General features: G+C 49.7%; 17 protein-coding genes. 10 read left to right on the top strand and 7 right to left on the bottom strand.

Translation table 11 applies throughout. The features are described from left to right. The first annotated feature begins 25 nt into the window (after positions 1–25). The gene (locus tag ACT53G_RS05440; RefSeq protein ID WP_476168897.1) at positions 26–3541 is read left to right on the top strand and encodes a TonB-dependent receptor; all 3516 of its coding nucleotides are present in this window, start codon (positions 26–28) and stop codon (positions 3539–3541) included. 160 nt (positions 3542–3701) lie between these two features. On the opposite strand, the gene brnA is transcribed toward ACT53G_RS05440, so the two are convergent. Together brnA and ACT53G_RS05430 are read right to left on the bottom strand one after the other, a co-directional pair. Beyond that, positions 3702–3926, bottom strand: a complete 225-nt coding sequence (gene brnA / locus ACT53G_RS05435; protein ID WP_476168896.1) for a type II toxin-antitoxin system BrnA family antitoxin — start codon at positions 3924–3926, stop codon at positions 3702–3704. Further along, on the bottom strand, positions 3916–4173 hold the full coding sequence (locus ACT53G_RS05430) for a BrnT family toxin (RefSeq protein ID WP_476168895.1): 258 nt from the start codon (positions 4171–4173) through the stop codon (positions 3916–3918). The genes brnA and ACT53G_RS05430 overlap by 11 nt, the downstream gene beginning before the upstream one ends. A 262-nt stretch (positions 4174–4435) precedes the next feature. Here ACT53G_RS05430 and ACT53G_RS05425 point away from each other — a divergent pair, with 262 nt between their 5' ends. Continuing rightward, positions 4436–6808, top strand: coding sequence for a phosphoketolase family protein (locus ACT53G_RS05425; protein ID WP_476168894.1), 2373 nt, complete (start codon positions 4436–4438; stop codon positions 6806–6808). Continuing rightward, a complete protein-coding gene (locus ACT53G_RS05420) occupies positions 6796–7917 on the top strand; it encodes an acetate/propionate family kinase (protein ID WP_476168893.1) in 1122 nt (373 codons plus the stop codon). The genes ACT53G_RS05425 and ACT53G_RS05420 overlap by 13 nt, the downstream gene beginning before the upstream one ends. Positions 7918–7945: 28 nt before the next feature. Here the strand turns inward: ACT53G_RS05420 and ACT53G_RS05415 are convergent, their stop codons facing one another. Both ACT53G_RS05415 and ACT53G_RS05410 read right to left on the bottom strand, forming a co-directional pair. Then, on the bottom strand, positions 7946–10633 hold the full coding sequence (locus ACT53G_RS05415; RefSeq protein ID WP_476168892.1) for a cation-translocating P-type ATPase: 2688 nt from the start codon (positions 10631–10633) through the stop codon (positions 7946–7948). A 318-nt stretch (positions 10634–10951) separates the two neighbouring features. Continuing rightward, positions 10952–11410 (bottom strand): fasciclin domain-containing protein, encoded by a 459-nt coding sequence (locus ACT53G_RS05410; protein ID WP_476154364.1) that lies wholly within the window; start codon positions 11408–11410, stop codon positions 10952–10954. Between the two features lie 279 nt (positions 11411–11689). Between ACT53G_RS05410 and ACT53G_RS05405 the strand changes: the two genes are divergently transcribed. From ACT53G_RS05405 to ACT53G_RS05395, 3 genes are all read left to right on the top strand, one after another. Continuing rightward, positions 11690–12742 (top strand): glycosyltransferase family 4 protein, encoded by a 1053-nt coding sequence (locus tag ACT53G_RS05405; protein ID WP_476168891.1) that lies wholly within the window; start codon positions 11690–11692, stop codon positions 12740–12742. Positions 12743–12809: 67 nt separating this feature from the next. Then, complete coding sequence (gene apbC, locus ACT53G_RS05400; protein ID WP_275355630.1) at positions 12810–13898, top strand: iron-sulfur cluster carrier protein ApbC; 1089 nt, start codon at positions 12810–12812, stop codon at positions 13896–13898. Positions 13899–13920: 22 nt separating this feature from the next. Beyond that, positions 13921–14484 carry a DUF1003 domain-containing protein gene (locus ACT53G_RS05395; protein ID WP_476168890.1) on the top strand — a complete coding sequence of 188 codons (564 nt, stop codon included), beginning with the start codon at positions 13921–13923 and terminating at the stop codon, positions 14482–14484. A gap of 79 nt (positions 14485–14563) precedes the next feature. Here ACT53G_RS05395 and pgl read toward each other — a convergent pair whose 3' ends face one another. Then, a complete protein-coding gene (gene pgl, locus ACT53G_RS05390; RefSeq protein WP_379075729.1) occupies positions 14564–15250 on the bottom strand; it encodes a 6-phosphogluconolactonase in 687 nt (228 codons plus the stop codon). A gap of 183 nt (positions 15251–15433) precedes the next feature. Here pgl and gnd point away from each other — a divergent pair, with 183 nt between their 5' ends. From gnd to ACT53G_RS05370, 4 genes are all read left to right on the top strand, one after another. After that, positions 15434–16339 (top strand): phosphogluconate dehydrogenase (NAD(+)-dependent, decarboxylating), encoded by a 906-nt coding sequence (gnd, locus tag ACT53G_RS05385; RefSeq protein WP_194747997.1) that lies wholly within the window; start codon positions 15434–15436, stop codon positions 16337–16339. Positions 16340–16490: 151 nt separating this feature from the next. Continuing rightward, positions 16491–17966 carry a glucose-6-phosphate dehydrogenase gene (gene zwf, locus ACT53G_RS05380; protein WP_275355634.1) on the top strand — a complete coding sequence of 492 codons (1476 nt, stop codon included), beginning with the start codon at positions 16491–16493 and terminating at the stop codon, positions 17964–17966. Between the two features lie 169 nt (positions 17967–18135). After that, positions 18136–18705 (top strand): dCTP deaminase, encoded by a 570-nt coding sequence (gene dcd, locus ACT53G_RS05375; protein ID WP_275355635.1) that lies wholly within the window; start codon positions 18136–18138, stop codon positions 18703–18705. Positions 18706–18807: 102 nt separating this feature from the next. Further along, complete coding sequence (locus tag ACT53G_RS05370; RefSeq protein ID WP_194748003.1) at positions 18808–21054, top strand: arginine/lysine/ornithine decarboxylase; 2247 nt, start codon at positions 18808–18810, stop codon at positions 21052–21054. A gap of 971 nt (positions 21055–22025) precedes the next feature. On the opposite strand, the gene ACT53G_RS05365 is transcribed toward ACT53G_RS05370, so the two are convergent. Together ACT53G_RS05365 and ACT53G_RS05360 are read right to left on the bottom strand one after the other, a co-directional pair. After that, positions 22026–22508 (bottom strand): dihydrofolate reductase, encoded by a 483-nt coding sequence (locus tag ACT53G_RS05365; RefSeq protein WP_476154358.1) that lies wholly within the window; start codon positions 22506–22508, stop codon positions 22026–22028. An 11-nt stretch (positions 22509–22519) separates the two neighbouring features. Next, the gene (locus ACT53G_RS05360) at positions 22520–23059 is read right to left on the bottom strand and encodes a peroxiredoxin (RefSeq protein ID WP_476168889.1); all 540 of its coding nucleotides are present in this window, start codon (positions 23057–23059) and stop codon (positions 22520–22522) included. Between the last annotated feature and the right edge of the window lie 62 nt (positions 23060–23121).

The raw sequence follows: 23121 nt of genomic DNA, 5'->3' as shown, positions 1-23121 counted from the left end.
AGCCAAAAAGTAACGGGGAAGTCAGATGCACACACCAAAAAAATTGATTCTGGGCGCAGCCATCGCCGCCTGCTTTAGCAGCCAGCCGACCTGGCTCAACCCTTTATGGGCGGCAGAGCTTAATACCAAGTTGCCGCAGTCAGAAGAAGACGTTTTGCTCTCGCAAAAAATCACCATCACCTTGCCAGCCCAACCACTGGCCGCTTCGCTAAAAACACTGAGCGCCAAAATAGGTTTAAACATCACTTATAACGATAAGCTTGTGTCAGATAAACAAGCCCCGGCGCTGAGCGGCACCATGCGTAGCAAAGAGGCGTTGCAAAAACTGTTGGCAAATACCGGGCTTGAAGCGAAGTTAAATGACAACACGCTTTATATACAACGCATAACAAAGGTTGAAACAAAAGATATACAGCTAGATAAAGTAGAAGTCCGTGCAAAACGGTTTTATGAAATTGGGCCTTTGGGAGGCACTGGCCTGACCAAAGAAGAAATCCCTGGCAACGTGCAATCGCTCACAGCTCAAGACATTAAAGAGGCGCATGCTTTAAGTCTAACCGATTTGATGAACTCGAAATTGCAGTCAGTGAACGTCAACGACTATCAGGGCAATCCATTCCAGATGGATGTCCAATATCGTGGCTTCACTGCGGGGCCTCAAATTGGCACCCCGCAAGGCTTGTCTGCTTTTATTGACGGTATTCGTATTAATGAGCCATTTGGGGATGTAGTTAACTGGGACATGATTCCATTAAATGCGCTTGCCAGTTTCGATGTGTTCCCTGGCTCGAACCCCATCTTCGGGTTAGGGACCTTAGGTGGTGCGCTCTCCATGAAAACCAAGGATGGATTTAATCACTCAGGGTTTAATGCAGACGTACTAACGGGTTCTTTTGGACGCAAACAACTTCAGGTAGATGGAGGCTGGAACAATGGTACGGTTGGTTTATTTGCAGCGGGAAACTTCTTTTTAGAGGATGGCTGGCGGGAGAACTCCCCAAGCCGAGTCAATCAGCTTTTTACCAAGGCGAGCTATCGCGGAGAGAAGCTAGATCTTAATCTTGGGGTATTAAACGTTTGGAACGATTTGGTTGGTAATGGCCTAATCCCGAATGAAATGTACGCACAAGATAGAGATGGCGTATTTACCTCGCCCGATAAGACTAAAAACAAGTTACTCCAGTTTCAGCTCTCAGGTAGCTATTTCGTTAATGATAATTTTTCTGTCACTGCGCAAGCCTATCGCAGAAAAAGTAATCGGGATCAATATGGCGCAGATGTATATACGCAATATGGTGCGCAGACAGTCAAAAGAAACTTGCGGCCAGGTGAGCAGTTTACGTGCTTGTTTGACAGTACGAATCCCTATGGTCTACCTGATTACTATGTGATTAATTTAGATACGGATGTAAACGACCCATTTGCTAATCAGGATTTTTTGAATTTCATTTCTGGCACGCCTACTCCTGGTTCGTTTAATCAAAAGCTTCCTCCAGAAGCTGCTGCATTTTTGGCCGGAGCACAATCTAACTTTAATGGGGTGTTTAAAAACGCTCAGCAAGCATTAATTTTCAAGGCCCAAAATGGGACTGATGCTGTCGCTCAACAGGGCGCAGTCGAGGCTTATAGTAGTGGTATTGCTTCTTGGCAATACGACCCCTCTACGCTAATACAATTTCGTAATGCGCAAGGCGATCCAGTTGGGCAAGCTTTTCTTGCCAACTCAAGTTTTTATTACTTTACTGATGCTGGTAATGGCAATGGCGTAAAGCATATAGTAGTACCTGTTATACCAAACAATGCGGCTGATTGTGCAGGATACACGTCTGGACCTGATGGCACAGATGTCACCGGGCTTAAGCCTCTACAGGTACCTTACGGTAATGGTGAACCTACTTATGTGGATGGTGCGGCGCAGGCTGGCGGTCAGGCGCCGGGCGTGGTTGAAGGTACGCCAACCTCGGTTCTAACAAATACTCAGATTGATCAAGTCACGGATGGTGCTTCTGTTCAACTGAACTGGAACTTTGAGAAGCACAAACTCATGGTAGGCGCTTCTATTGATATGCCTTCTGCTGACTATACCAGTAGCCAAATGCTGGGTTTGCTGGATGCCAATCGAAAAGCTTATTTAGCTCCGGATGAAATACGGGATCAATATGCGTTGGCTGATCAGCCAATCAGTAATAATAACTTTGAAGGTAGTCAGGTCACTAAAAGTCTGTACTTCAGTGAGACATGGAGCCCGATAGAAACATTACATTTTACTGGTTCGGCACGATACAACGACACCAAAGGACATAATAAAATAGCCTCACGTACATTTGGCTTCACGGTTTTTAATCTTTCACAATTTGAAGCGTTCCCAGATGCATATGGGGTGTGTATTAATGGCACTTGCCCAACTACCGGCTATATAGTCCCCAATGCCTCCAATGTATTGAATGCTCCTGAAAAAGAGAAATTCTCATATCATTCACTCAATCCCTCTTTGGGCGTGAGTTGGCAAGCGAAAGAGGATCTGAATGTCTACGCGAATATCTCACAGGGTACCCGAGTTCCTTCTGTCATTGAGTTAGGGTGTGCATTTGATCCAACTCCAGTACAGATTGGAATAAATCAATTTCTTGCTAGGAGTTTGGCACAGAATCGTTCTTGCTCATTGCCAACAACGCTGTCAGGAGACCCCTACCTTCCTCAGATTAAATCAACTTCCATGGATATCGGTTTGAGGGGCCGTTGGGGTGACAATATTGAGTGGAACTTGGGCGCTTACCAGACAGATTTGCGGGATGATATCTATCTCGTCACCTACCCTGGCAATAGAAGCTTCTTTAATACGATCGGTGATACCCGTCGGCAAGGGATTGAGGCAGGGATGACTGCGTCATTAGATAGGTGGAAGTTACGTTTGAACTATGCCCTGACTTCCGCGACCTTCGAAAACAGCTTCAAGATGGCCGCTAACGACAATAGCAGCTCTGTTGAAACCGTGACTGGTAATAACGATTATGGTAGAGAAATTCAGGTTAATCCAGGAGATGTAATGCCTGGGGTGCCTCTCCACAATTTGAATGCCACTATAAGTTATGCGGTAACGCCTAAATGGCAGTTGGGATTTACCGCGGTCGCACATTCTATGGCTTATGTGCGTGGCAATGAGAATAACAAACATCAGAAAGGGGTCGTTCTGGTGGATAGTTATGAGGAGCCTAACACTGGCACTGTTGTACCGGTTAGCCGCGCTCCAATTACTTCTCCCGGTTTTGTCCCTGGCTACATGACAATTAACTTCCAAACCAGCTACAAGATTAATTCAGAGTGGACATTAGGGCTACGCATTAACAACATTTTTGACAAGGAATATTTCTCAGCAGGTCGCTTGGGTAGGAATCCGTTCTCGCCTTCGATATATGGTGCGATTGGACCTGATGGCTACAACCATAACTCTAGTGATTGGCAAACAACTAACTTTATTGCACCGGGGGCACCAAGAGGGGCTTGGGTGAGTTTGACCTATCAGTTCGATCCGAATAAATAAAACTTAAAGGGGCATTAACATGATAAACACGGAATTAAGTTTTGCTGCTTAAGTATTAATTGGTTCTCTTGGATAAGATATTTGGGGTCAGAGTAAAAAGTAAAAAACCTCACTTTTACTCCGATCCCAATGCACCCTGAAGGTTTGGAGATAAACGTGTTTAGACAGATTTTTCAAGACGCTCGGCAAGCCATACTTTAATAATTGATTGCCTGGTCACCCCCAGCCGTAACGCCTCTCGGTCAAGGGACTCAATCATCCATGTAGGAAAATCGACATTCACCCTTTTTTGCGCTTGCATGACGCGTGTTGCTTTTGATAAATCCAGCGCAGCAGTAATATCAACGTCGTCATCAAACTGCCGTTCAAAATCTTTAGCCTTCATAAAGCTCCACCTCCTCGGTACGTGAGCGACGAACAGAAATCAGCCTGACATTTAAACCTCTGTAGGTAATCACGGCAGACCAATGCTTGCCATTGATCAGTCCGATCATCAAATATCGCGGTTCATCTTCAGTTTTTGCTGGGATTTCCACTAATCGTGAATCATCCCATATCGCCTGAGCATCTATAAAGTTAATGCCATGAAGATTGGCCTGACTTTTTGCTTCGTCAAACTCAAAAGTGATCATGGTATAAAAAATATACCTTTATTAAACAAAATGCGAGCACATAAATCTTAGAATAATTGGGCAAAGTAAAAGTAGAAAAATCTCACTTTTACTCTGACCCCGCTGCTCGTATTTTATAAAAGCTTTCAAAGCTGCCCAGTGGCGCAACATGAGCGCACTACATCCCTGTTCCAAAATAGTTTCTTTTGATTTATACCAAACCATTTGCCATGGTGAGTGACATACTACTCAAATGATCAGTGAAAATGAGAGGGTTGCGCATATGACTGAACACAGGGTTTTATTAGATCAAAATGAACTAAACCGCATCAATCGTTATTGGTCGGCGTGTAATTATTTGGCTGCCGGGATGATTTACTTGCAGGACAACCCACTGTTAAAAAAACCGCTGGAAGCTTGTCATCTCAAACAACGGCCACTCGGCCACTGGGGCTCTAGTCCAGGCCTTAGCTTCACTTACATCCATATCAATCGCATGATCAAAAAATACGACTTGAATGCGATTTTTCTGGCTGGACCTGGACATGGCGCACCCGGCGTACTCGCACCAGCCTATCTGGAAGGCACTTATAGCGAAATCTACCCAGACAAAGCCCAAACCGAAGTGGGTATGCGTACTTTCTTCAAAGACTTTTCGTTTCCAGGTGGATTTGGCAGCCATTGCACACCTGAATTGCCGGGCTCCATTCATGAAGGCGGTGAACTGGGGTATAGCCTTTCGCATGCCTTTGGGGCTGCTTTTGATCATCCGGATTTATTGGTCGCTGTGATGGTCGGTGATGGTGAGGCGGAGACTGGCCCCTTGGCCACCGCATGGCATTCAAACAAGTTCCTGAACCCTATTCGGGATGGGGCGGTGTTACCGGTGTTGCATCTCAATGGCTACAAAATTAACAATCCCACCGTATTGGCGCGGATATCACACCAGGAACTGGAAGAGTTGTTCAAGGGCTATGGCTGGACACCTATTTTTGTGGAGGGGAATGATCCCGAGCGCATGCATCATGAGATGGCGCAAGCGCTTGAAACCGCTATTCAGTCAATTAAGGATATCCAGCAAAACGCGAGAACCAACAATGATACCAGCCGCCCTCGCTGGCCCATGATTGTGTTACGCAGCCCCAAAGGCTGGACTGGCCCCAAAACGGTGGATGGGCATCAAGTGGAAAACAGCTGGCGCGCGCATCAAGTGCCAATCAGCAAACCCGCGGAGAACCCTGAGCATCTTGCGCAATTGGAATCGTGGTTGCGCAGCTATCAACCTGAAAGCTTATTTGATGCAGAGGGGCGTCTGTTGCCTGAGCTGGCTGAGTTAGCCCCTTGCGGCACCAGTCGCATGAGTGCCAATCCGCATGCCAATGGCGGACTGTTACGCCAGCCACTGGCTTTACCAGACTACCGCCGGTATGCGGTCACGGCATCGCGGGCAGAAGGCGCCCTCCACTCCAATACGCAACCGCTGGGTTGCCTGTTGCGCGACGTGATATCAGCCAACCCCAACAATTTCCGCGTATTTGGGCCTGATGAAACCAGCTCGAACAAGCTGCAAGACGTTTACACCGCCAGTAAAAAGACCTGGCTGGCGGATAGATTGCCTGAGGATGACGATGGTGGCGAGCTGGCGGCGGATGGCAAAGTCATGGAGTACTTGTCTGAGCACACGCTGGAAGGTTGGCTGGAAGGTTACCTGCTCACAGGCAGGCATGGTTTCTTATCCACTTATGAGTCATTTGTACACGTGATCGACTCCATGTTCAACCAGCATGCCAAGTGGCTGGATATGTCAAAAAAAGTCAGTTGGCGTGCGCCGGTTTCTTCTTTGAATTTATTGATTACTTCTACTGTCTGGCGACAAGATCATAATGGTTTCACGCATCAAGACCCAGGCTTTCTAGACCTTGTGGTTAACAAAAGCCCGGAAATTACACGCATTTATTTACCTCCCGACGCCAACTGCCTGCTTTCTGTGGCGGACCACTGTTTGCGCAGCACAGATTACATTAATGTGATTGTCTGCGACAAACAAAAACACCTTCAGTATCTGGATATTGAAAGTGCGACTATCCATTGTACAAAAGGGCTGGGGATTTGGGACTGGGCCAGCAGCGACGCGGGAAGCGAACCCGACTTGATTATGGCATGTGCGGGTGACATTCCTACCAAGGAAGCGCTTGCGGCAACCCAGCTGCTCATGCACCACTTCCCTTCGCTAAAAATCCGCTTTATCAATGTCGTCGATTTATATAAATTGACACCGGATAGCGAGCATCCGCATGGCTTATCCGATAAGGAGTTTGACCGCTTGTTTACAACGGACAAGCCCATCTTGTTCAATTTTCACGGCTACCCCTACCTGATTCACAGGCTCACTTACCGGCGCGCCAATCATGCCAACCTGCACGTGAGGGGCTATCGCGAAAAAGGCAGTATCAACACACCGCTGGAACTGGCCATCCAGAATAAGATTGATCGTTTCAGCCTGGCGATTGAGGCCATTTACCGTATCCCCGGCCTACGCAATATCGGTGCCCATGTGCAAGAGGAACTCCTGAACCGCCAGATTGCCTGCTGTGAATATGCCTATGAACATGGCGTGGATATGCCTGAAGAGGATGAGTGGCAATGGCAGAAGTAAGCACGCAAAACATGTTAAATGATGACCAGTCTTTACTGGTGATCAACTGTGGCTCGTCCAGCCTCAAAGCGGCCTACTTTGCATCTGACAAAGCCCGCCAGAATTACCATTATCGTATAACCCCGCATCTGCCAGTGACAGAAGGCTTTGAGGCTGCATTTAAACAGCTTTTTGTAGCGCTGGGGGCTGCCCGCCCAACCCGTGTCGCCCACCGTTTTGTGTTTGGCGGCCATATTGAGGACACGGCGCGTTTACTGACGGTGGAAGAGCAAGATCGTCTTGAAAAACTGATTTCATTCGCACCGTTGCATCTCCCACTCAATTTGTTGGGGGTCAGGCTTTGTGCAAATCACTATTCCGACCACCCCCGACTGTCGCAGTGGGCATGTTTTGACAACGGTTTTCATTACAATCTGCCCGCATTGTCCTACCGCTACGCTATCCCCGAATCAGCGCAGCTACGTCGATTTGGCTTTCATGGTTTGAATTATGCGCATATCGCCAAGCAGCTACCTGGATTGCTGGACCATACGATCACGCAAGGCCACATCGTTGTGGCCCATCTTGGCAGCGGATGCAGTTTATGCCTGCTTGAAAATCTGCAATCTGTCGATACCAGCATGGGTTACAGCACAGCAGGCGGCATCCCGATGGCGACGCGCAGTGGCGACCTGGATCCCGGCGTGATGCTGGCACTGGCAAAAGAATTGGATCACACACAATTAGAGGATCTTATTTTTCATCAAAGCGGCCTGCTCGCGCTCTCTAACGGCGAAAGTAGCGACATTCAAACCCTGCTTGAAAGCGACAGCCCTGCTGCAAAATTTGCGGTGAATTACTTTGCCCGTAGCGTGCGTGCCATGATAGGAAGTTATGCGGCAAAAGCAGGCGGCATTGATGCATTGGTGTTTACAGGAGGCATAGGCGAACACGCCAGCAAAATAAGAGCATTGATTTGTGACCCGCTCTCATTTTTAGGTTTTAGCTTGTCCGCAAGCGCCAACCAAACCCATCAAACCTGGATCAGTGACCACTCCTCCAAACCTATTCTGGTCATTCCTGCTGATGAAGAAGCTGAAATGGCTGCCGAGGTCACCCCTAAAAACTGATTTATTCCCTCCTTCTGCCTTGCACTTGCTATATGACTTGCACCTTAAAAGTACGCAACACCGCTTTTTCCAGCTCAATCACTAAAAACATCAAGATGGCGAAGGCCAGAATAAATAACCAGCTAGCAACATCAATAGGTTCAGTACTGAACACCGATTGCATCCACGGCGAATAAGTAAATAAAGCTTGCAAGACGATCATCACGCCACAAACGACTAAAGTGATTCGATTCTCGATGAAGGCTGAAATCCGCATGGATGAATGCGTAAAGTATTTAACATTGAATAAATAAGCCATCTGGCACAGGATCAGCATATTGACGGCAGTTGTTCTAGACATCGCCAAACTGTGCCCACGCAATAACTCCCACTCAAAGGCTGTAAAAGTGAATGCCATGAGCAGGGCGCTGACAATAATAATTCTTGTTGCAAACAGCTTGGTAATCAGGGGTTCTGTGGGCAATCTGGGCGGCCTTTGCATCACACCGCGTTCAGGCCGCTCAAAGGCAATGGCAAGCGAAAACGTCACGGCTGTGACAGTATTGATCCATAAAATCTGACTAGCTGTGATGGGCAATGATAATCCGCCAAGGATGGCAAGTAGAATGACCCCGGCTTCCGCAACATCGGTCGGCAAAATAAACAACATCGACTTTTTGATATTATCGAGTACCACTCTCCCTTCTTTGACTGCGTTGCTGATGGTGGCAAAGTTGTCGTCGGTTAACACCAGATCAGCCGCTTCGCGGGCAGCGGCAGTGCCTTTATTACCCATCGCCACCCCAATATCAGCGACCTTGATCGCAGGCGCGTCATTGACCCCATCGCCGGTCATGGCAACCAACTCGCCAAGCGATTGCAACGCTTTCACCAGGCGCAATTTGTGTTGCGGCGATGCTCTGGAAATCACATCCACCGTTTTCATCTGTTCGCGAAGCTCAGCATCATCCATTTTTTCTATCTGTTCGCCAGAAAGGATGGCACTGGCATTCAAACCTATCTGTTTGGCGATGGCACTGGCAGTGATGGCATGGTCGCCCGTGATCATCACCACACGCAACCCGGCGGCCTGGCACTCTGCGACGGCTGCCATCGCTTCCGCACGCGGAGGATCCAGCATGCACACCATGCCAAGCAGTTCAAAATTGTCATCCATCGCAGCCATCGACAATGTGGTGCTATTCGTGGGCAGGATGCGTCTGGCTAACGCCAGCACGCGTTCTCCGCGTTTGGCAGCTTCTGCCATGCGTGCTTCCCAACGCTCAAGATCCAGCGGACCTGACAGATCGCGCTGACAATGCGCCAGTACAGTTTCTGGTGCGCCTTTGAGCAACACCACACCTTCACCCTTCTGACTGTGATGCAAAGTCGCCATGTATTGATGCTCAGACTCAAACGGTATGCAATCCAGCCTGGGGTAGCGTTGATGCAAGTTCAGTTTGTCTACGCCGGCTTTAGCGGCGAGCGTTTGCAGTGCGCCTTCTGTAGGGTCGCCTATCAGCTCCCAGGCGCCCTCCTCGTTTTGCTCAACCCCCGCATCGTTACACAGCGTGGCGCACATGAGCAAACTCTGTAGGTCATGGGCAAGAGTCACATCAAGCCACTCGCCATTTTTAAAAAAGTCGCCTTTAGGGGCGTAGCCCAGGCCAGATACGTTGAGCGTTTGCTCTGGCAAGATGACCGTCTCCGCAGTCATTTGATTACAGGTGAGCGTCCCCGTTTTATCAGAACAGATCACGGTCACGGAACCCAGTGTTTCTACTGCGGCCAGTCGACGGACAATTGCCTTGTTTTTCGCCATTACCCGCGTTCCAATGGCAAGCACGATAGCCACAATCGCAGGCAAGCCCTCTGGAATGGCTGCCACCACCAAGCCCACCACGGCTACAAATAAGTCCAGCAATGGCATCTGTCTCACCCAATAACCAAAGGCAAAAGAGAAGACGCCGATGATTAAAATAAGCAGCGTCACTTGTTTTGCAAACAGGCCCAGGCGACGGGTTAATGGCGTCTCTAAGCTTTGCTCATCGCTGACCATGGTGCCGATTTTGCCGATTTCGGTCTGTTTGCCCGTGGCTACCACAACGCCATGCGCATACCCCGCGGTGACCAATGTACTGGAATAGGCCATACAAAGGCGGTCTGCAACAGGCGTCTCCACCGCAACAATGTCTATATTTTTTTCAACAGGGACAGACTCACCTGTTAGCGCGGCTTCCATGACAAAGCAATTTTTCACCTGCATCAGTCGCAAGTCTGCAGGCACGAGATCACCGGGCTCCAATATCACCACATCTCCAGGCACCAATAGACTGGCGTCTATGTCTGCTTGCTGCCCATCACGCAACACTTTTGCCCGCGTTGCCATTAACGAGCGCACTGCTTTTAGCGCTTCCTCAGCCTTTCCCTCCTGCACAAAGCCGATCAGTGCATTAATTATGATCACCGCCGCAATCACCCCTGCATCCACATAATCATGCAGCGTAAAAGTAGCAATGCCCGCCACCATCAAAACGTAAATAAGTGGATTATGAAATTGCAAGGCTAACCGGAGCCACATTGACTTTGCGCTGGGCTGGGGCAATCGATTCTCACCAACCATGCGCAAACGTGCCATGGCAACAGCGCTGGATAAGCCTGTTTTTTGGGTATCAAAGGTATCTAGTACTGCTGGTAATGGCAGGGCATGCGACGGACTGTCTTGAATATTGATCAAACCATGTCTCCTTAGCACCTTGGCAAGATAGAGCAAGTAACCGCGAAACACGCAAGCAATGAGAAAAGTTGCCGCTGTGATGGGCAAACTCTCGGTAAGATTCTAATTCGATTTGAGGTGCATGCTTTGATATAAGATAAAGCAATGCAACATGAGGTATGTCATCACATGCTCATGTTGCAGACGACAAGACCAATTATTGCGATCCAATATGCATTAATCTGGTCTATAGGGTGACATATAACAGCCTGATTGAAAACCCTGCCTTTAGCTTAACCCGAGGCTGCTTGAAGACAGGGTGCCTTGCATGAAATCGGTTTAACCTTTTGGAATCAGCACCGCACTCATGGTATGGATCACACCGTTATCTGCATTGATTTCATCACCAATCACTTTGACATTGTCCACTTTTACACCATCAGTCACAGTGAGTTTCAAGTCTGCACCTTCTAGCGATTTAACCTTGCCAGCGCTCACGTCTGCCGAGGTAATTTTGCCTGGATAGATATGGTAGCTGAGCACTTTTTTGAGCTCAGTGGGGTTAGCCATTAACGCTTTAAGTTTTGCTTTTGGCAACTTGGCAAAGGCAGCATCGTTAGGGGCAAACAGGGTGATCGGGCCTTTTTCGTTCAGCGTACTTTCCAGGCCAGCGGTCTTCACGGCTTGTAAAAAGGTTTTGAAGTTGCCTTCCTGATCTGCGGTTTGCAGCAGGGTATCTGCATTGGCATGATGGGTATAGCTGATGGCTAACAAGGTGAGTGCAAGTAGTTTGTTCATGCGTGTTCTCCAGAATTATTGTTTAACTGAAACTAAAGCGTGTATTACCGAGACTTTTAGCGGCTTGCGTGCTGCTGTCGTCGATGTGCTTACCTTAGCAAGCCAGCCTTACGCTTAACTTACCGGGGCATGGTCAAAACTTACAGCGAGCTGAACACCCGTGAAGCATGTGCGCAGGGATGATCAGTTGGGCAATGGTTATCGCAGCTTTAAAGCGAGATGTTCATAAACTCGTCATGCTGGCTTGGCAAGATCATGGCACCTTGTTGCGGAGCTTGCATGATGACGATGTTGATTGTGACGGACACTTTTCAGCAAACCAATGGCGTCTCTACGACCTATAAAAACCTGCGGCGGGTGGCCAAATCACGCAACTTGCGTTTTCGTGTCTTGCACCCTAGCCTGTATCGCTGGATACCGTTGCCGTTTTATCCTGAAATCCAGCTCAATATCCAACCCTTGCGCCTGTGGCGCACACTCAATCGCATCCAGCCTAAACAATTGCATATTGCCACCGAGGGCGTCATGGGCCTGGTGGCACGCCACTGGTGCAAATCGCGCGGGATTGCGTTTACGACCTCCTATCACACGCGCTTTCCTGAATACCTCGAATTAATGTGGCGGATCCCCGCACGCTGGACCTATGCTTATTTACGCTGGTTTCACCAAGGCGCACATGCCACCTTTGTCACCACCGAAAGTATGCGCCAGACTTTACAGGCGCATGGATTCAAGCACTTGGTGATTTGGTCGCGGGGGGTCTCTGAACAGTTATTGAGCGTTGCGCAGCCGCCAGTGGCCGGACAAAAATTGCGCGTGTTGAACGTCGGCCGGGTGAGCCGTGAAAAAAACCTGGATGCGCTATGTGAGCATCAGGATCAGTTTGATATTACTATCGCTGGCGATGGTCCTTATTTAAGCCAGCTTAAGCAAAAATACCCGCGCGTCAATTTTGTCGGCTATCAATATGGCAAGGCGCTGGCGGCGTTATATGCGCAGCATGATGTGTTTGCTTTCCCCTCCCGCACCGATACATTTGGCATTGTGATGATAGAGGCGATGTGCAACGGCCTACCCGTGGCAGCATTTGATGTGACGGGGCCCAGAGATGTGATCAAACATGGTTTTTCAGGCATGTTGGCCGAAGATTTTACGCAAGATCTTGCGCAAGCTATTGTGCAGTGTTCATCGCTGGATAAGGCGGCGATACGCGAGCAGGCGCGCAGCCAGTGGAGCTGGGCGCATTGCTTTGAGACGTTTCAAAAGCACTATCCTGACCATAGCCCCTGTGTGCGCTCACAGCCTGCTACGACTAACGCAGAGATTGCATGACGAATCAGGGGGGATGGAGTAGAATTCCTGATTTAATTAGTCAGGCATTTCTGCGGGAATTCAAGGCATGGCCATCAGCGATATTGTGATTCAAAGCACGCTCAAACTGAGCATAGACCCTAATACTGGCAAGGATTTTGTCAGCAGCAAATCAATCAAAAATATACAAGTCAATGGCAATGATGTCAGCCTGGATGTGGTGCTAGGCTACCCTGCAGCGACGCAACTGGACCTGATTCGTGCACAAATTACCGAGGCATTAAAAAGCATTGCCGACATTGGCAAAATCACCGTCAATGTTGGCAGCCGCATTGTGGCGCATAGCGTGCAACGCGGCGTCAACTTACTGCCTAACGTGAAAAACGTGATTGCCGTGGCGTCTGGTAAAGGCGGCGTGGGCAAATCCACCACGTCAGTCAATCTGGCACTGGCCTTGGCTGCTGAAGGCGCCACCGTCGGCTTGCTCGATGCGGATATTTACGGGCCTAGCCAGCCACAGATGCTAGGCATTTCCGGCCGCCCGGATAGCGCCGATGGCAAGAGCATAGAACCGATGCGTGCGCATGGCATCCAGGCCATGAGCATCGGCTTTCTGGTCGATACCGACACGCCCATGGTGTGGCGCGGCCCGATGGTGACCGGCGCTCTGGAGCAATTGCTGCGCGATACACGCTGGCAGGATCTGGATTATTTGGTGATTGACCTGCCTCCTGGCACCGGCGACATCCAGCTGACTCTGGCACAAAAAATTCCGGTCACCGGCGCGATTATCGTCACCACCCCACAAGACATAGCCCTGCTCGACGCGCGCAAGGGCCTGAAAATGTTCGAAAAAGTCGGCATCCCGATTTTAGGCATTGTAGAGAACATGAGTACGCATATCTGCTCCAACTGCGGCCATGAAGAGCATATTTTTGGCGCAGGCGGCGGCGCCTTGATGGCTAAAGACTACAACGTGGAGTTGCTCGGCAGTTTGCCGCTGGATATCAATATCCGCATGCAAGCAGACGGTGGCCAGCCTACCGTAGTCGCCATGCCGGATGGCGCCATTGCAAAAACGTATAAAGAAATTGCACGCAAAGCAGCAAGCAAAATCGCCATTGCCAGCCTGGACCACAGTGCCAAGTTCCCCAACATCGTCATTCAAAATACATAATCAATCAAGCCGACCGACTGCAATGACCGCCAGTGAACATGAGATTGCAGAAACGCTGATCGGCAAGGATTATGACGCCATGGACGCGCACACCCAGCGCGTCGCCCGGCACCTGACCGAGCGCAGGCATGTGTCTCGCAATACGGCAGATGAGAGTGACGGTAGTATGACCACCGCTCAACGGGCCGCCGATGCAGTAGCTCGTTTTGGCGGCTCCTGGACGTTTATTTTTGTGTTTGCTCTGGTGCTGATCGCCTGGGTCGTGCTGAACTCGGTCATTTTGCTCAAATATGACCGTGCGTTTGACCCCTATCCTTATATTCTGCTCAATCTGTTTTTGTCTATGCTGGCCTCGATACAAGCCCCCATCATCCTGATGTCGCAGAACCGGCAAGCAGAAATAGACCGCAAACATGCAGAGCATGACTATGAAGTGAATTTGAAAGCAGAATTGGAGATTTTGCTGCTGCATGAAAAAATGGATGGCTTGCGCGAGCAACAATGGCAGGAACTCATAGATTTGCAGCAACAGCAAATTGGCTTGCTCGAGCAGTTACTGGCCAAGCAAAATAAAAAACCATCTTAGCGACAGCACGCACAGGGTGATAAAAAAGCCACAAAGAGTTCTCTCTGTGGCCTTTATGTTCTCGGGAGCTTAAAACGATTTAGCTCAAAACCACACCAAAGCAATAGACATCCACGCCATTCGGTGACTGGATTAATGTCGCCGGAATCGCTACACCTTTACGCCAGTTATCCACCGCCTCCTGCTTACCCGCGCCCGTCACCAGAAACATGACCTCATGCGTATCGTTCAGACGCTTTTGGCTAATCGTAATGCGATCCGCGGGCGGTTTGGGCGAGTTAAACACTGGCACGGCATCGGCACTGTTATCAACCGCCTGGCCTGGGAATAAACTAGCAGTATGCCCATCTTCACCCAGCCCCAAAATCACCAGATCAAAGGTGCGCACACCTTTAAGGATCTCGCTATAAGCCAGCGCACCAGCCACATTGCCAAGCTCGGCCGGAATATCATGAATCTGACTTTCAGGAATCGCCACATGGCTTAACCAGGCATCGCGGGCCATTTTGCTGTTGCGCTCCACATGATCGACTGGCAAACAGCGGTCATCATTATGATAGACATGCCATTTGGACCAGTCGGCATCAGCTTTTGCCAACAACTGATACACCGCCTTGGGCGTACTGCCGCCTGCCAGCACAATCAGAAAACTGCCATGCTTGGCAATGGCGGCGTCGGCAGCCGCCAGAATTCTGTTAAGTGCTGCCTGGTTGATTTCTTCCTGGGATTGAAACGTGTGCCAACGGGTTTGAGCATTCAAAGACATAGAAAACCTGTAAAAAACAATACAAAAAAGCTTGCGCAGCCTTTTAGACCGTGACTGCATTTGTTATAATTATAGCTGACTCGACATGATAATTCTGCAAAATTATCCGAAGCACTGATCGGGTTCATGCCATCCAAAAGATGGGTGTCTCTTAAACTATCCTCACACCATAGGAAAATCCGAATGAAATTAGCAATGATTGGCTTGGGCAAAATGGGCGGTAACATGGCTGCTCGCTTGCTGCGTCACAAAATTAACGTGGTTGGTTTTGACTTTAACACCGAATTCGTTAACAGACTGGTTAAAGAAGAAGGCCTGGAAGCAGCGACCTCCGTTGCGGATGCAGTTAGCAAACTCGAAGGCCAAAAAATTGTTTGGTTGATGTTGCCCGCTGGCGAAATCACCGAAAATCAAATCAAAGATTTGATCCCAATGCTGAACAAAGGCGACATCATCGTCGATGGCGGCAACTCAAACTACAAACATAGTCAGCGCCGTGGCGCAATGTTGGCCGAGCATGGTATCGGCTTTATCGACTGTGGTACTTCCGGCGGCGTTTGGGGCCTGGATAACGGCTACTGCCTGATGTACGGCGGTGAAAAACAATATGCTGATGTATTGGCTCCATATGCACAGGCATTGACCCACGCGGATCGCGGCTGGGCACACGTTGGTCCTGTCGGTTCCGGTCACTTCACTAAAATGATCCACAACGGGATCGAATACGGCATGATGCAAGCCTTTGCTGAAGGTTTGGACCTGATCAAAGGTAAAGAAGAGTTCAACCTGGACTTGGCACAAATCACTGAACTGTGGCGTCATGGTTCCGTGGTACGCAGCTGGTTGCTTGACTTGACGGCTGAAGCACTCAAACAAGACCAAAGCCTGCAAGAAATTGCACCATACGTTGCTGACTCCGGTGAAGGCCGCTGGACCGTGGTTGAAGCGGTTGAGCAAGGTGTGGCAGCGCCAGTGTTGACCACTGCATTGCAAGCACGTTTCAGAAGCCAAGACTCAGAAGGCTATAGCTACAAGCTGCTGTCACTGATGCGTAATGCATTCGGTGGCCACTCAGTGAAAACCAAGTAAGTGATATAAGCCTCTCATGATGAGAGGCTTTTGCTTATTTGTTCATAGCCACATGCTGACACGACTAAGTTTAAGAACTTATTAGCGCTAGTCATAAACATATGGGAAAGGCCTGCCCTTTCCCGTTTACATTTTTATCTTAAGGTTAGAAATGACGAATAAAATTGATCCATGCACCCTGGTATTATTTGGCGCGAGTGGCAACCTTGCCCGCGTAAAATTGTATCCTGGTTTGTTCAGGCTAGACCTGCTGGGCCGCCTGCCTGATGACATGAAAATTATCGGCGTTGGCCGTCAAGTGGTTGATCTGGATGCCTGGCGTGCAGACATCAAATCCATGCTGGATACCAAATTCAAAAAAGGCTATGACCAGAAAGTCTTCGAGCGCTTTATCGCCCGTAACTTCTACCATGCCAACCCACCGACTGACCCAGACGCGTTCAACAAACTGAAAGCCACGCTGAGCGACGAAAAAGTATTTCCGCAGAACCTGGCTTACTTCCTCTCAGTACGTCCGGTAGACTTTGCACCAGTCGTTGAATCACTGGCCAATGTAGGCCTGACTCAGGAAGACAAATACTGGCGCCGCGTGGTGATCGAAAAACCATTCGGTACCGATCTGCCATCTGCCAAAGAACTGCAGGCTGCCATCACCAAGCACCTGAAAGAAAGCCAGATTTACCGTATCGACCACTACCTGGGCAAATCCGCGCTGCAAAACATCTTGCTGCAACGCTTTACCAATACCGTGTTAGAGCCGATCTGGAACAACCAGTACATTGACCACGTGCAAATCACCAACACCGAAATGCTGGGTGTAGGCGACCGTACGCAGTTCTACGACAGCACAGGTGCTCTGCGCGATATGTTGCAAAGCCATATTCTGCAAACCTTGGCACTGACCGCCATGGAGCTGCCAAAAGACCTGTCACCGGAAGGCGTACGCGACGCTAAAATCAAGTTGCTGGAGCAGATTCGTCCTATCCCAGTCAACGAACTGGAAAAGCATGCTTTCCGCGCGCAATACAGTGCCGGTGAAATCAATGGCGAAAAAGTGCCTGGCTACCTCGAAGAGCTGGGCAACAATGACAGCGTGGTAGAAACCTATGCTGCCTTGAAACTGTTTATTGATAACCCACGCTGGAAAGGGGTGCCTTTCTACATCCGCACCGCCAAGCGCCTGCACGAAGCCGATACCCGTATTGCTATCCGCTTCAAAAAAGCGCCATTGCAAATCAATGACCAAGATCAAAACTGGCTCATCATCGGCATCCAGCCACGTGAGTGCATCAAGCTCGAAATCCAGTCCAAGATTCCTGGTCTGGATGTACAAACCCGTACTATCCAGCTGGATGCAGCCAACCGTTGGGATGCAGACGACTCCGTAGATGCTTACGAGGCCTTGCTGCTGAACCTGATGCAAGGTGACAACTCCAACTACCTGCATATTTCTGAAGCCGAAGCACAATGGCGCTTGGTGGATCCAGTGGTGAAAGCCTGGGCAGAAGACAAGCGTCCGGTCCATCAGTACCCTGCTGGCAGCCGCGATCCTGAAGCGTCCAAAGTGATTTTTGAAGCGGAAGATCAGTTCTGGCGTTACAGCATTGAATTAGGCGGCGATAAGTAAACCTTGGGGGCTCATGCCTCCTAGGTAGATTAATTCGCCTCAAAGCCAAAAAAATTTGCAAATTTAACTGTAATTGTTGTTATTATTTGCACTCACTAAAAGCGGAGTTTAAACTCCGCTTTTTTCTCTTTATTGCATGCGTTGATGACGCAAATGACTGGATATCGTAATGAGCATTAAGTCTGATAAATGGATACGCAGGATGGCTGAACAACACGGCATGATCGAGCCGTTCGAGCCCACGCTGGTCCGCGAGGTGAATGGTCAAAAAATCGTGTCTTACGGCACCTCCTCTTACGGCTACGATATCCGTTGTGCGGACGAATTCCGCGTGTTCACCAACATCAACAGCACCATTGTCGACCCCAAGGCATTTGACCCACAGTCTTTTGTCGAGGTCTCAGGCAAAGGCTATTGCGTCATTCCTCCCAACTCGTTTGCACTGGCACGTACGGTCGAATATTTCCGCATCCCGCGTTCCGTGTTAACGATTTGCCTGGGCAAGTCCACTTACGCGCGCTGCGGCATTATTGTCAATGTGACACCGTTTGAACCTGAGTGGGAAGGCTATGTAACGCTGGAGTTTAGTAACACGACGCCTTTGCCAGCCAAGATTTATGCGGGTGAAGGCTGTGCACAAGTGCTGTTCCTGGAGTCTGATGAAGTTTGTGAAACCAGTTATAAAGACCGTGGTGGCAAATACCAAGGTCAAATTGGTGTCACATTACCAAAGATATAATCACACTCTTGAACACAACCAGAACATTTCACCACAGAGGCACAGGGTTAAGCGCTGACTTTCCCTGTGCCTCTGTGTCTTAAGCGGTAAAAGGATTCCTTTATGAAATTTAGATTTCCCATTGTGATTATTGACGAAGATTTTCGCTCGGAAAACTCGTCTGGCCTGGGCATCCGTGTGTTGGCCAAAGCGATCGAAGACGAAGGTCTGGAGGTGCTTGGTGTGACCAGCTACGGCGACCTCACCTCTTTCGCCCAGCAGCAAAGCCGTGCCTCGGCGTTTATCCTGTCAATTGACGATGAGGAAATCGTTGAAGAGAAACCAGAAGCCATCGAGCAACTGCGTAATTTTGTACAGGAAATCCGTTACCGTAACGAAGAGATTCCGATCTTTTTGCATGGCGAGACCCGCACCAGCCGCCACATTCCAAACGATGTGCTGCGTGAATTGCATGGCTTTATCCATATGAACGAGGATACGCCAGAATTTGTGGCGCGCCTGATTATCCGCGAAGCCAAGGCCTACCTGGACAGCCTGCCACCGCCCTTCTTCAAGGCACTGACGCATTACGCGGCTGATGGTTCCTACTCCTGGCACTGCCCCGGTCACTCCGGTGGCGTCGCGTTTCTGAAATCACCGGTCGGCCAGATGTTCCACCAGTTTTTTGGCGAGAATATGCTGCGGGCAGACGTTTGTAACGCAGTAGATGAGCTCGGTCAATTGCTGGATCATACCGGCCCGGTGGCCGCTTCCGAGCGCAATGCCGCACGTATTTACAACTGCGATCACCTCTATTTTGTCACTAACGGCACCTCGACCTCGAACAAGATCGTCTGGAACTCCACCGTCGCGCCTGGTGACATCGTGGTGGTTGACCGTAACTGCCATAAATCCGTATTGCACTCCATCATCATGACCGGGGCGGTGCCGGTATTCCTGATGCCAACGCGTAACCACTTTGGTATTATCGGCCCGATTCCGAAAAGCGAGTTTGCCTGGGAAAACATCCAGAAGAAAATCGAACGCAACCCGTTTGCCACCGACAAAAACGCCAAGCCACGCGTACTGACCATCACGCAATCTACCTATGACGGCGTGCTGTACAACGTTGAAGAAATCAAGGAAATGCTGGATGGCAAGATCGACACCCTGCACTTCGATGAAGCCTGGCTGCCACACGCGACCTTCCATGACTTTTATGGTGACTACCACGCAATTGGCGCAGACCGCCCACGGTGTAAAGAATCCATGGTGTTCTCCACACAGTCTACGCACAAACTGCTGGCTGGCCTAAGCCAGGCCTCGCAGATTCTGGTACAGGATGCTGACCAGAACCGCCTGGACCGCGATGTGTTCAACGAAGCTTATCTCATGCACACCTCTACCAGCCCGCAATACTCGATTATTGCCAGCTGTGACGTGGCTGCCGCCATGATGGAAGCCCCAGGCGGCACCGCCCTGGTAGAAGAATCCCTCAAAGAAGCCCTGGACTTCCGCCGTGCCATGCGTAAGGTGGATGAAGAATGGGGTACCGACTGGTGGTTTAAAGTCTGGGGCCCGACCGACTTGTCCGAAGACGGCCTGGAAGAACGAGATGCCTGGATGCTGAAAGCCAATGAGCGCTGGCACGGCTTTGGCAACCTGGCCGAAGGCTTTAACATGCTGGACCCGATCAAAGCCACCATCATCACGCCCGGGCTGGATGTAGATGGTGAATTCTCAGAAGAATTCGGCATCCCGGCAGCGATTGTGACCAAGTACCTGGCTGAACACGGCGTGATCGTCGAAAAAACCGGTCTCTACTCGTTCTTTATCATGTTTACCATCGGCATTACCAAAGGCCGCTGGAACACCATGGTCGCCGCATTACAACAGTTTAAAGACGACTACGACAAAAACCAGCCATTATGGAAAGTGTTGCCAGAGTTTGTGCAGAAGCATCCACGCTATGAACGCGTAGGCCTCAAAGATTTGTGTACACAAATTCACGAAGTCTACAAAGCTAATGATGTCGCCCGCCTGACTACAGAAATGTATCTGTCTGACATGGTGCCAGCCATGAAACCGACGGACGCCTTCTCAAAAATGGCCCACCGCAAAATTGAGCGCGTGGCCATTGATGAACTCGAAGGCCGTGTCACTGCTGTGCTCTTAACCCCCTACCCACCAGGCATTCCGCTGCTGATTCCAGGTGAACGCTTTAACAAGGTCATTGTGAACTACCTCAAATTTGCACGCGAATTCAACGAGAAATTCCCGGGCTTTGAGACCGATAACCATGGCCTTGTGAAGCAAGTCGTGGATGGTAAAGCCGTGTATTACGTGGATTGTGTGCAGCAGGAAGATTAGCTCTTTAGCTTCACTCAGCTGTTTTTTACTGAGCTTTCTTTTTTGTGAGCTTGAGCAAAGGCAACTTAATGGTTGCCTTTGCTATTTTACCGAGACCTCTGTTTCGCCTGTGAGCTAGTCACCTTTCTTTGCGTACATTGAACAAGGTTGTATTAGGCATTAACAGGATGGGTGAATGATTTATTTCGCCTTTTAGGCGACCGTTCTTTCTTATGCTTGTCCATAAGAAAGAAGGCAAAGAACAAGACACCCTAGCTTCCGCTTGTTGGCTGCGCTACTCGGCGCGGCAGATAGGGGCCCGAAAACCCATGAGCGCCACCGTTTGTGGGCTAAAAAGAAAAGAATTTGAGTTTTTGAACGGTCCAAATTTCAACAGTGTGATTTTGATGAGATAAATCCCATCCCATCACGCTGAGTAGCGCAGACGAAGTGGGGGATGTCGGCCATCGGCTGTTCGAGTTCCGCGGTGGCTTGCGTTTTGTGCAAGCCGCTAGGGCGAGTTTCGATGGACGCCCACTTTGTTGATAACTAAGACTGCAGCGCATTCTGTTACGGCGTAGGCTAACTTGCGCAGCAATGTTAAGCGTAGCGGCCTTAGCCAACAACGCAAGGAAGCCGTAGGCCGTGATGGCTGGGTGCCCTCTTCTTTGGCTACGGCCGCCACTTTGTGGCTTAACCTAAAGGTTAGCCTACGCCGCAACACTCCGTTAGTTGTGGTTACTTTCTGTGGGACAAGCAACAGAAAGTAACTCGCCTACAGGCGAAAAAGAAAGGTGGAATTCCGTAAATATCTAAGAAGACTTGCAGCAAATTCAATACGCGCTCTTCAATTTTAATCAGATTAGTATTAACCTTGCATGAATTCGGCCTACGCCGGAATGACGAAAAACTGGACTAACTTGGATTGAGATTAAGCATCGAAAAAACAATAACCTTATTCTTTTTTCGATGCATCAAGCCAAAGGCTTCTATCATCGCCGCTGATAAACCATATCACTATAATGCAAGCCATTCTCCGAGGTATGCCCTTCCTCACTCACCAATTCCCACTCATGCATCTCGATTTCCGGGAAAAATGCATCGCCGCCGACATGTGCATATACCCGCGTAATGTATAGCCGCGTGACGTAAGGCAGGCCCTGTGCATACAACTCCGCGCCGCCAATCAGAAAGGGTTCTTCATCACCGGCACAGGCTGCAAGCGCTTGTGGCAGTGAATGTACAACCTTGGCCCCTTCAACCGCGTATTCAGTATCGCGAGTGACGACTACCGTGGTGCGTCCGGGCAACAAGCGACCCAGCGACTCATAGGTTTTGCGGCCCATAATAATGTGGTGTCCCATGGTCAGTTGTTTGAACCGCTTGAGGTCTTCGGGCAGGTGCCAGGGCAACTGATTATTGTGACCAATGACACGGTTGTCTGCATGGGCGACGATCAGAGAAAGGGCTTGCATGGTGATACTCACTAAAAAGCCGACAGACGCTTGAGGTCACGAATGATGGCCTCGCTATGCCCGTCAGGGTTGACGTTGCTGTAAGACTCGGCAACGACGCCTTGCGGGTCAACAATAAAGGTCATGCGCTTGGCGGCCTGGAAGACGACAAGTTTAAACAAGGCGCCATAGGCATCAGCCACCTGACCATTGCTGTCTGCCAGCAACGGAAAAGACAAGCGGTGTTTTTGCGCAAATGCGGCATGGCTGGCAACGGTATCGACACTGATACCTACCACCTCGGCACCCAGGGCATGGATCTGCTGGATATCATCCCTGAACTGGCAAGCTTCGCGCGTACAACCAGGCGTGTCATCTTTGGGATAAAAATAAAGCACCAGCCATTTACCCTGCCATTCGGAGAGTTGCCGCAGGTTTCCCTGGGCATCTGGCAGACTGAATGCCGGAGCTTTCATGCCGACGCTGACGCGTGTAGAAGGCTGCTGATATTGGCGATAGCCCCAGACGGCTAACCAGAACAACAGGCCGTACATGATCAGTTTGATCAGCATTGAGTTTCCTTTCTTTAGGGTAAATGACATTCAGGTCGTTGACGCTGACAGCTGCTTATTGT

It is taken from the genome of Methylophilus sp. DMC18, assembly GCF_056314005.1.
Note: the sequence above shows the minus strand (reverse complement) of the source record. Positions and strands in the feature narration are given on the sequence as shown.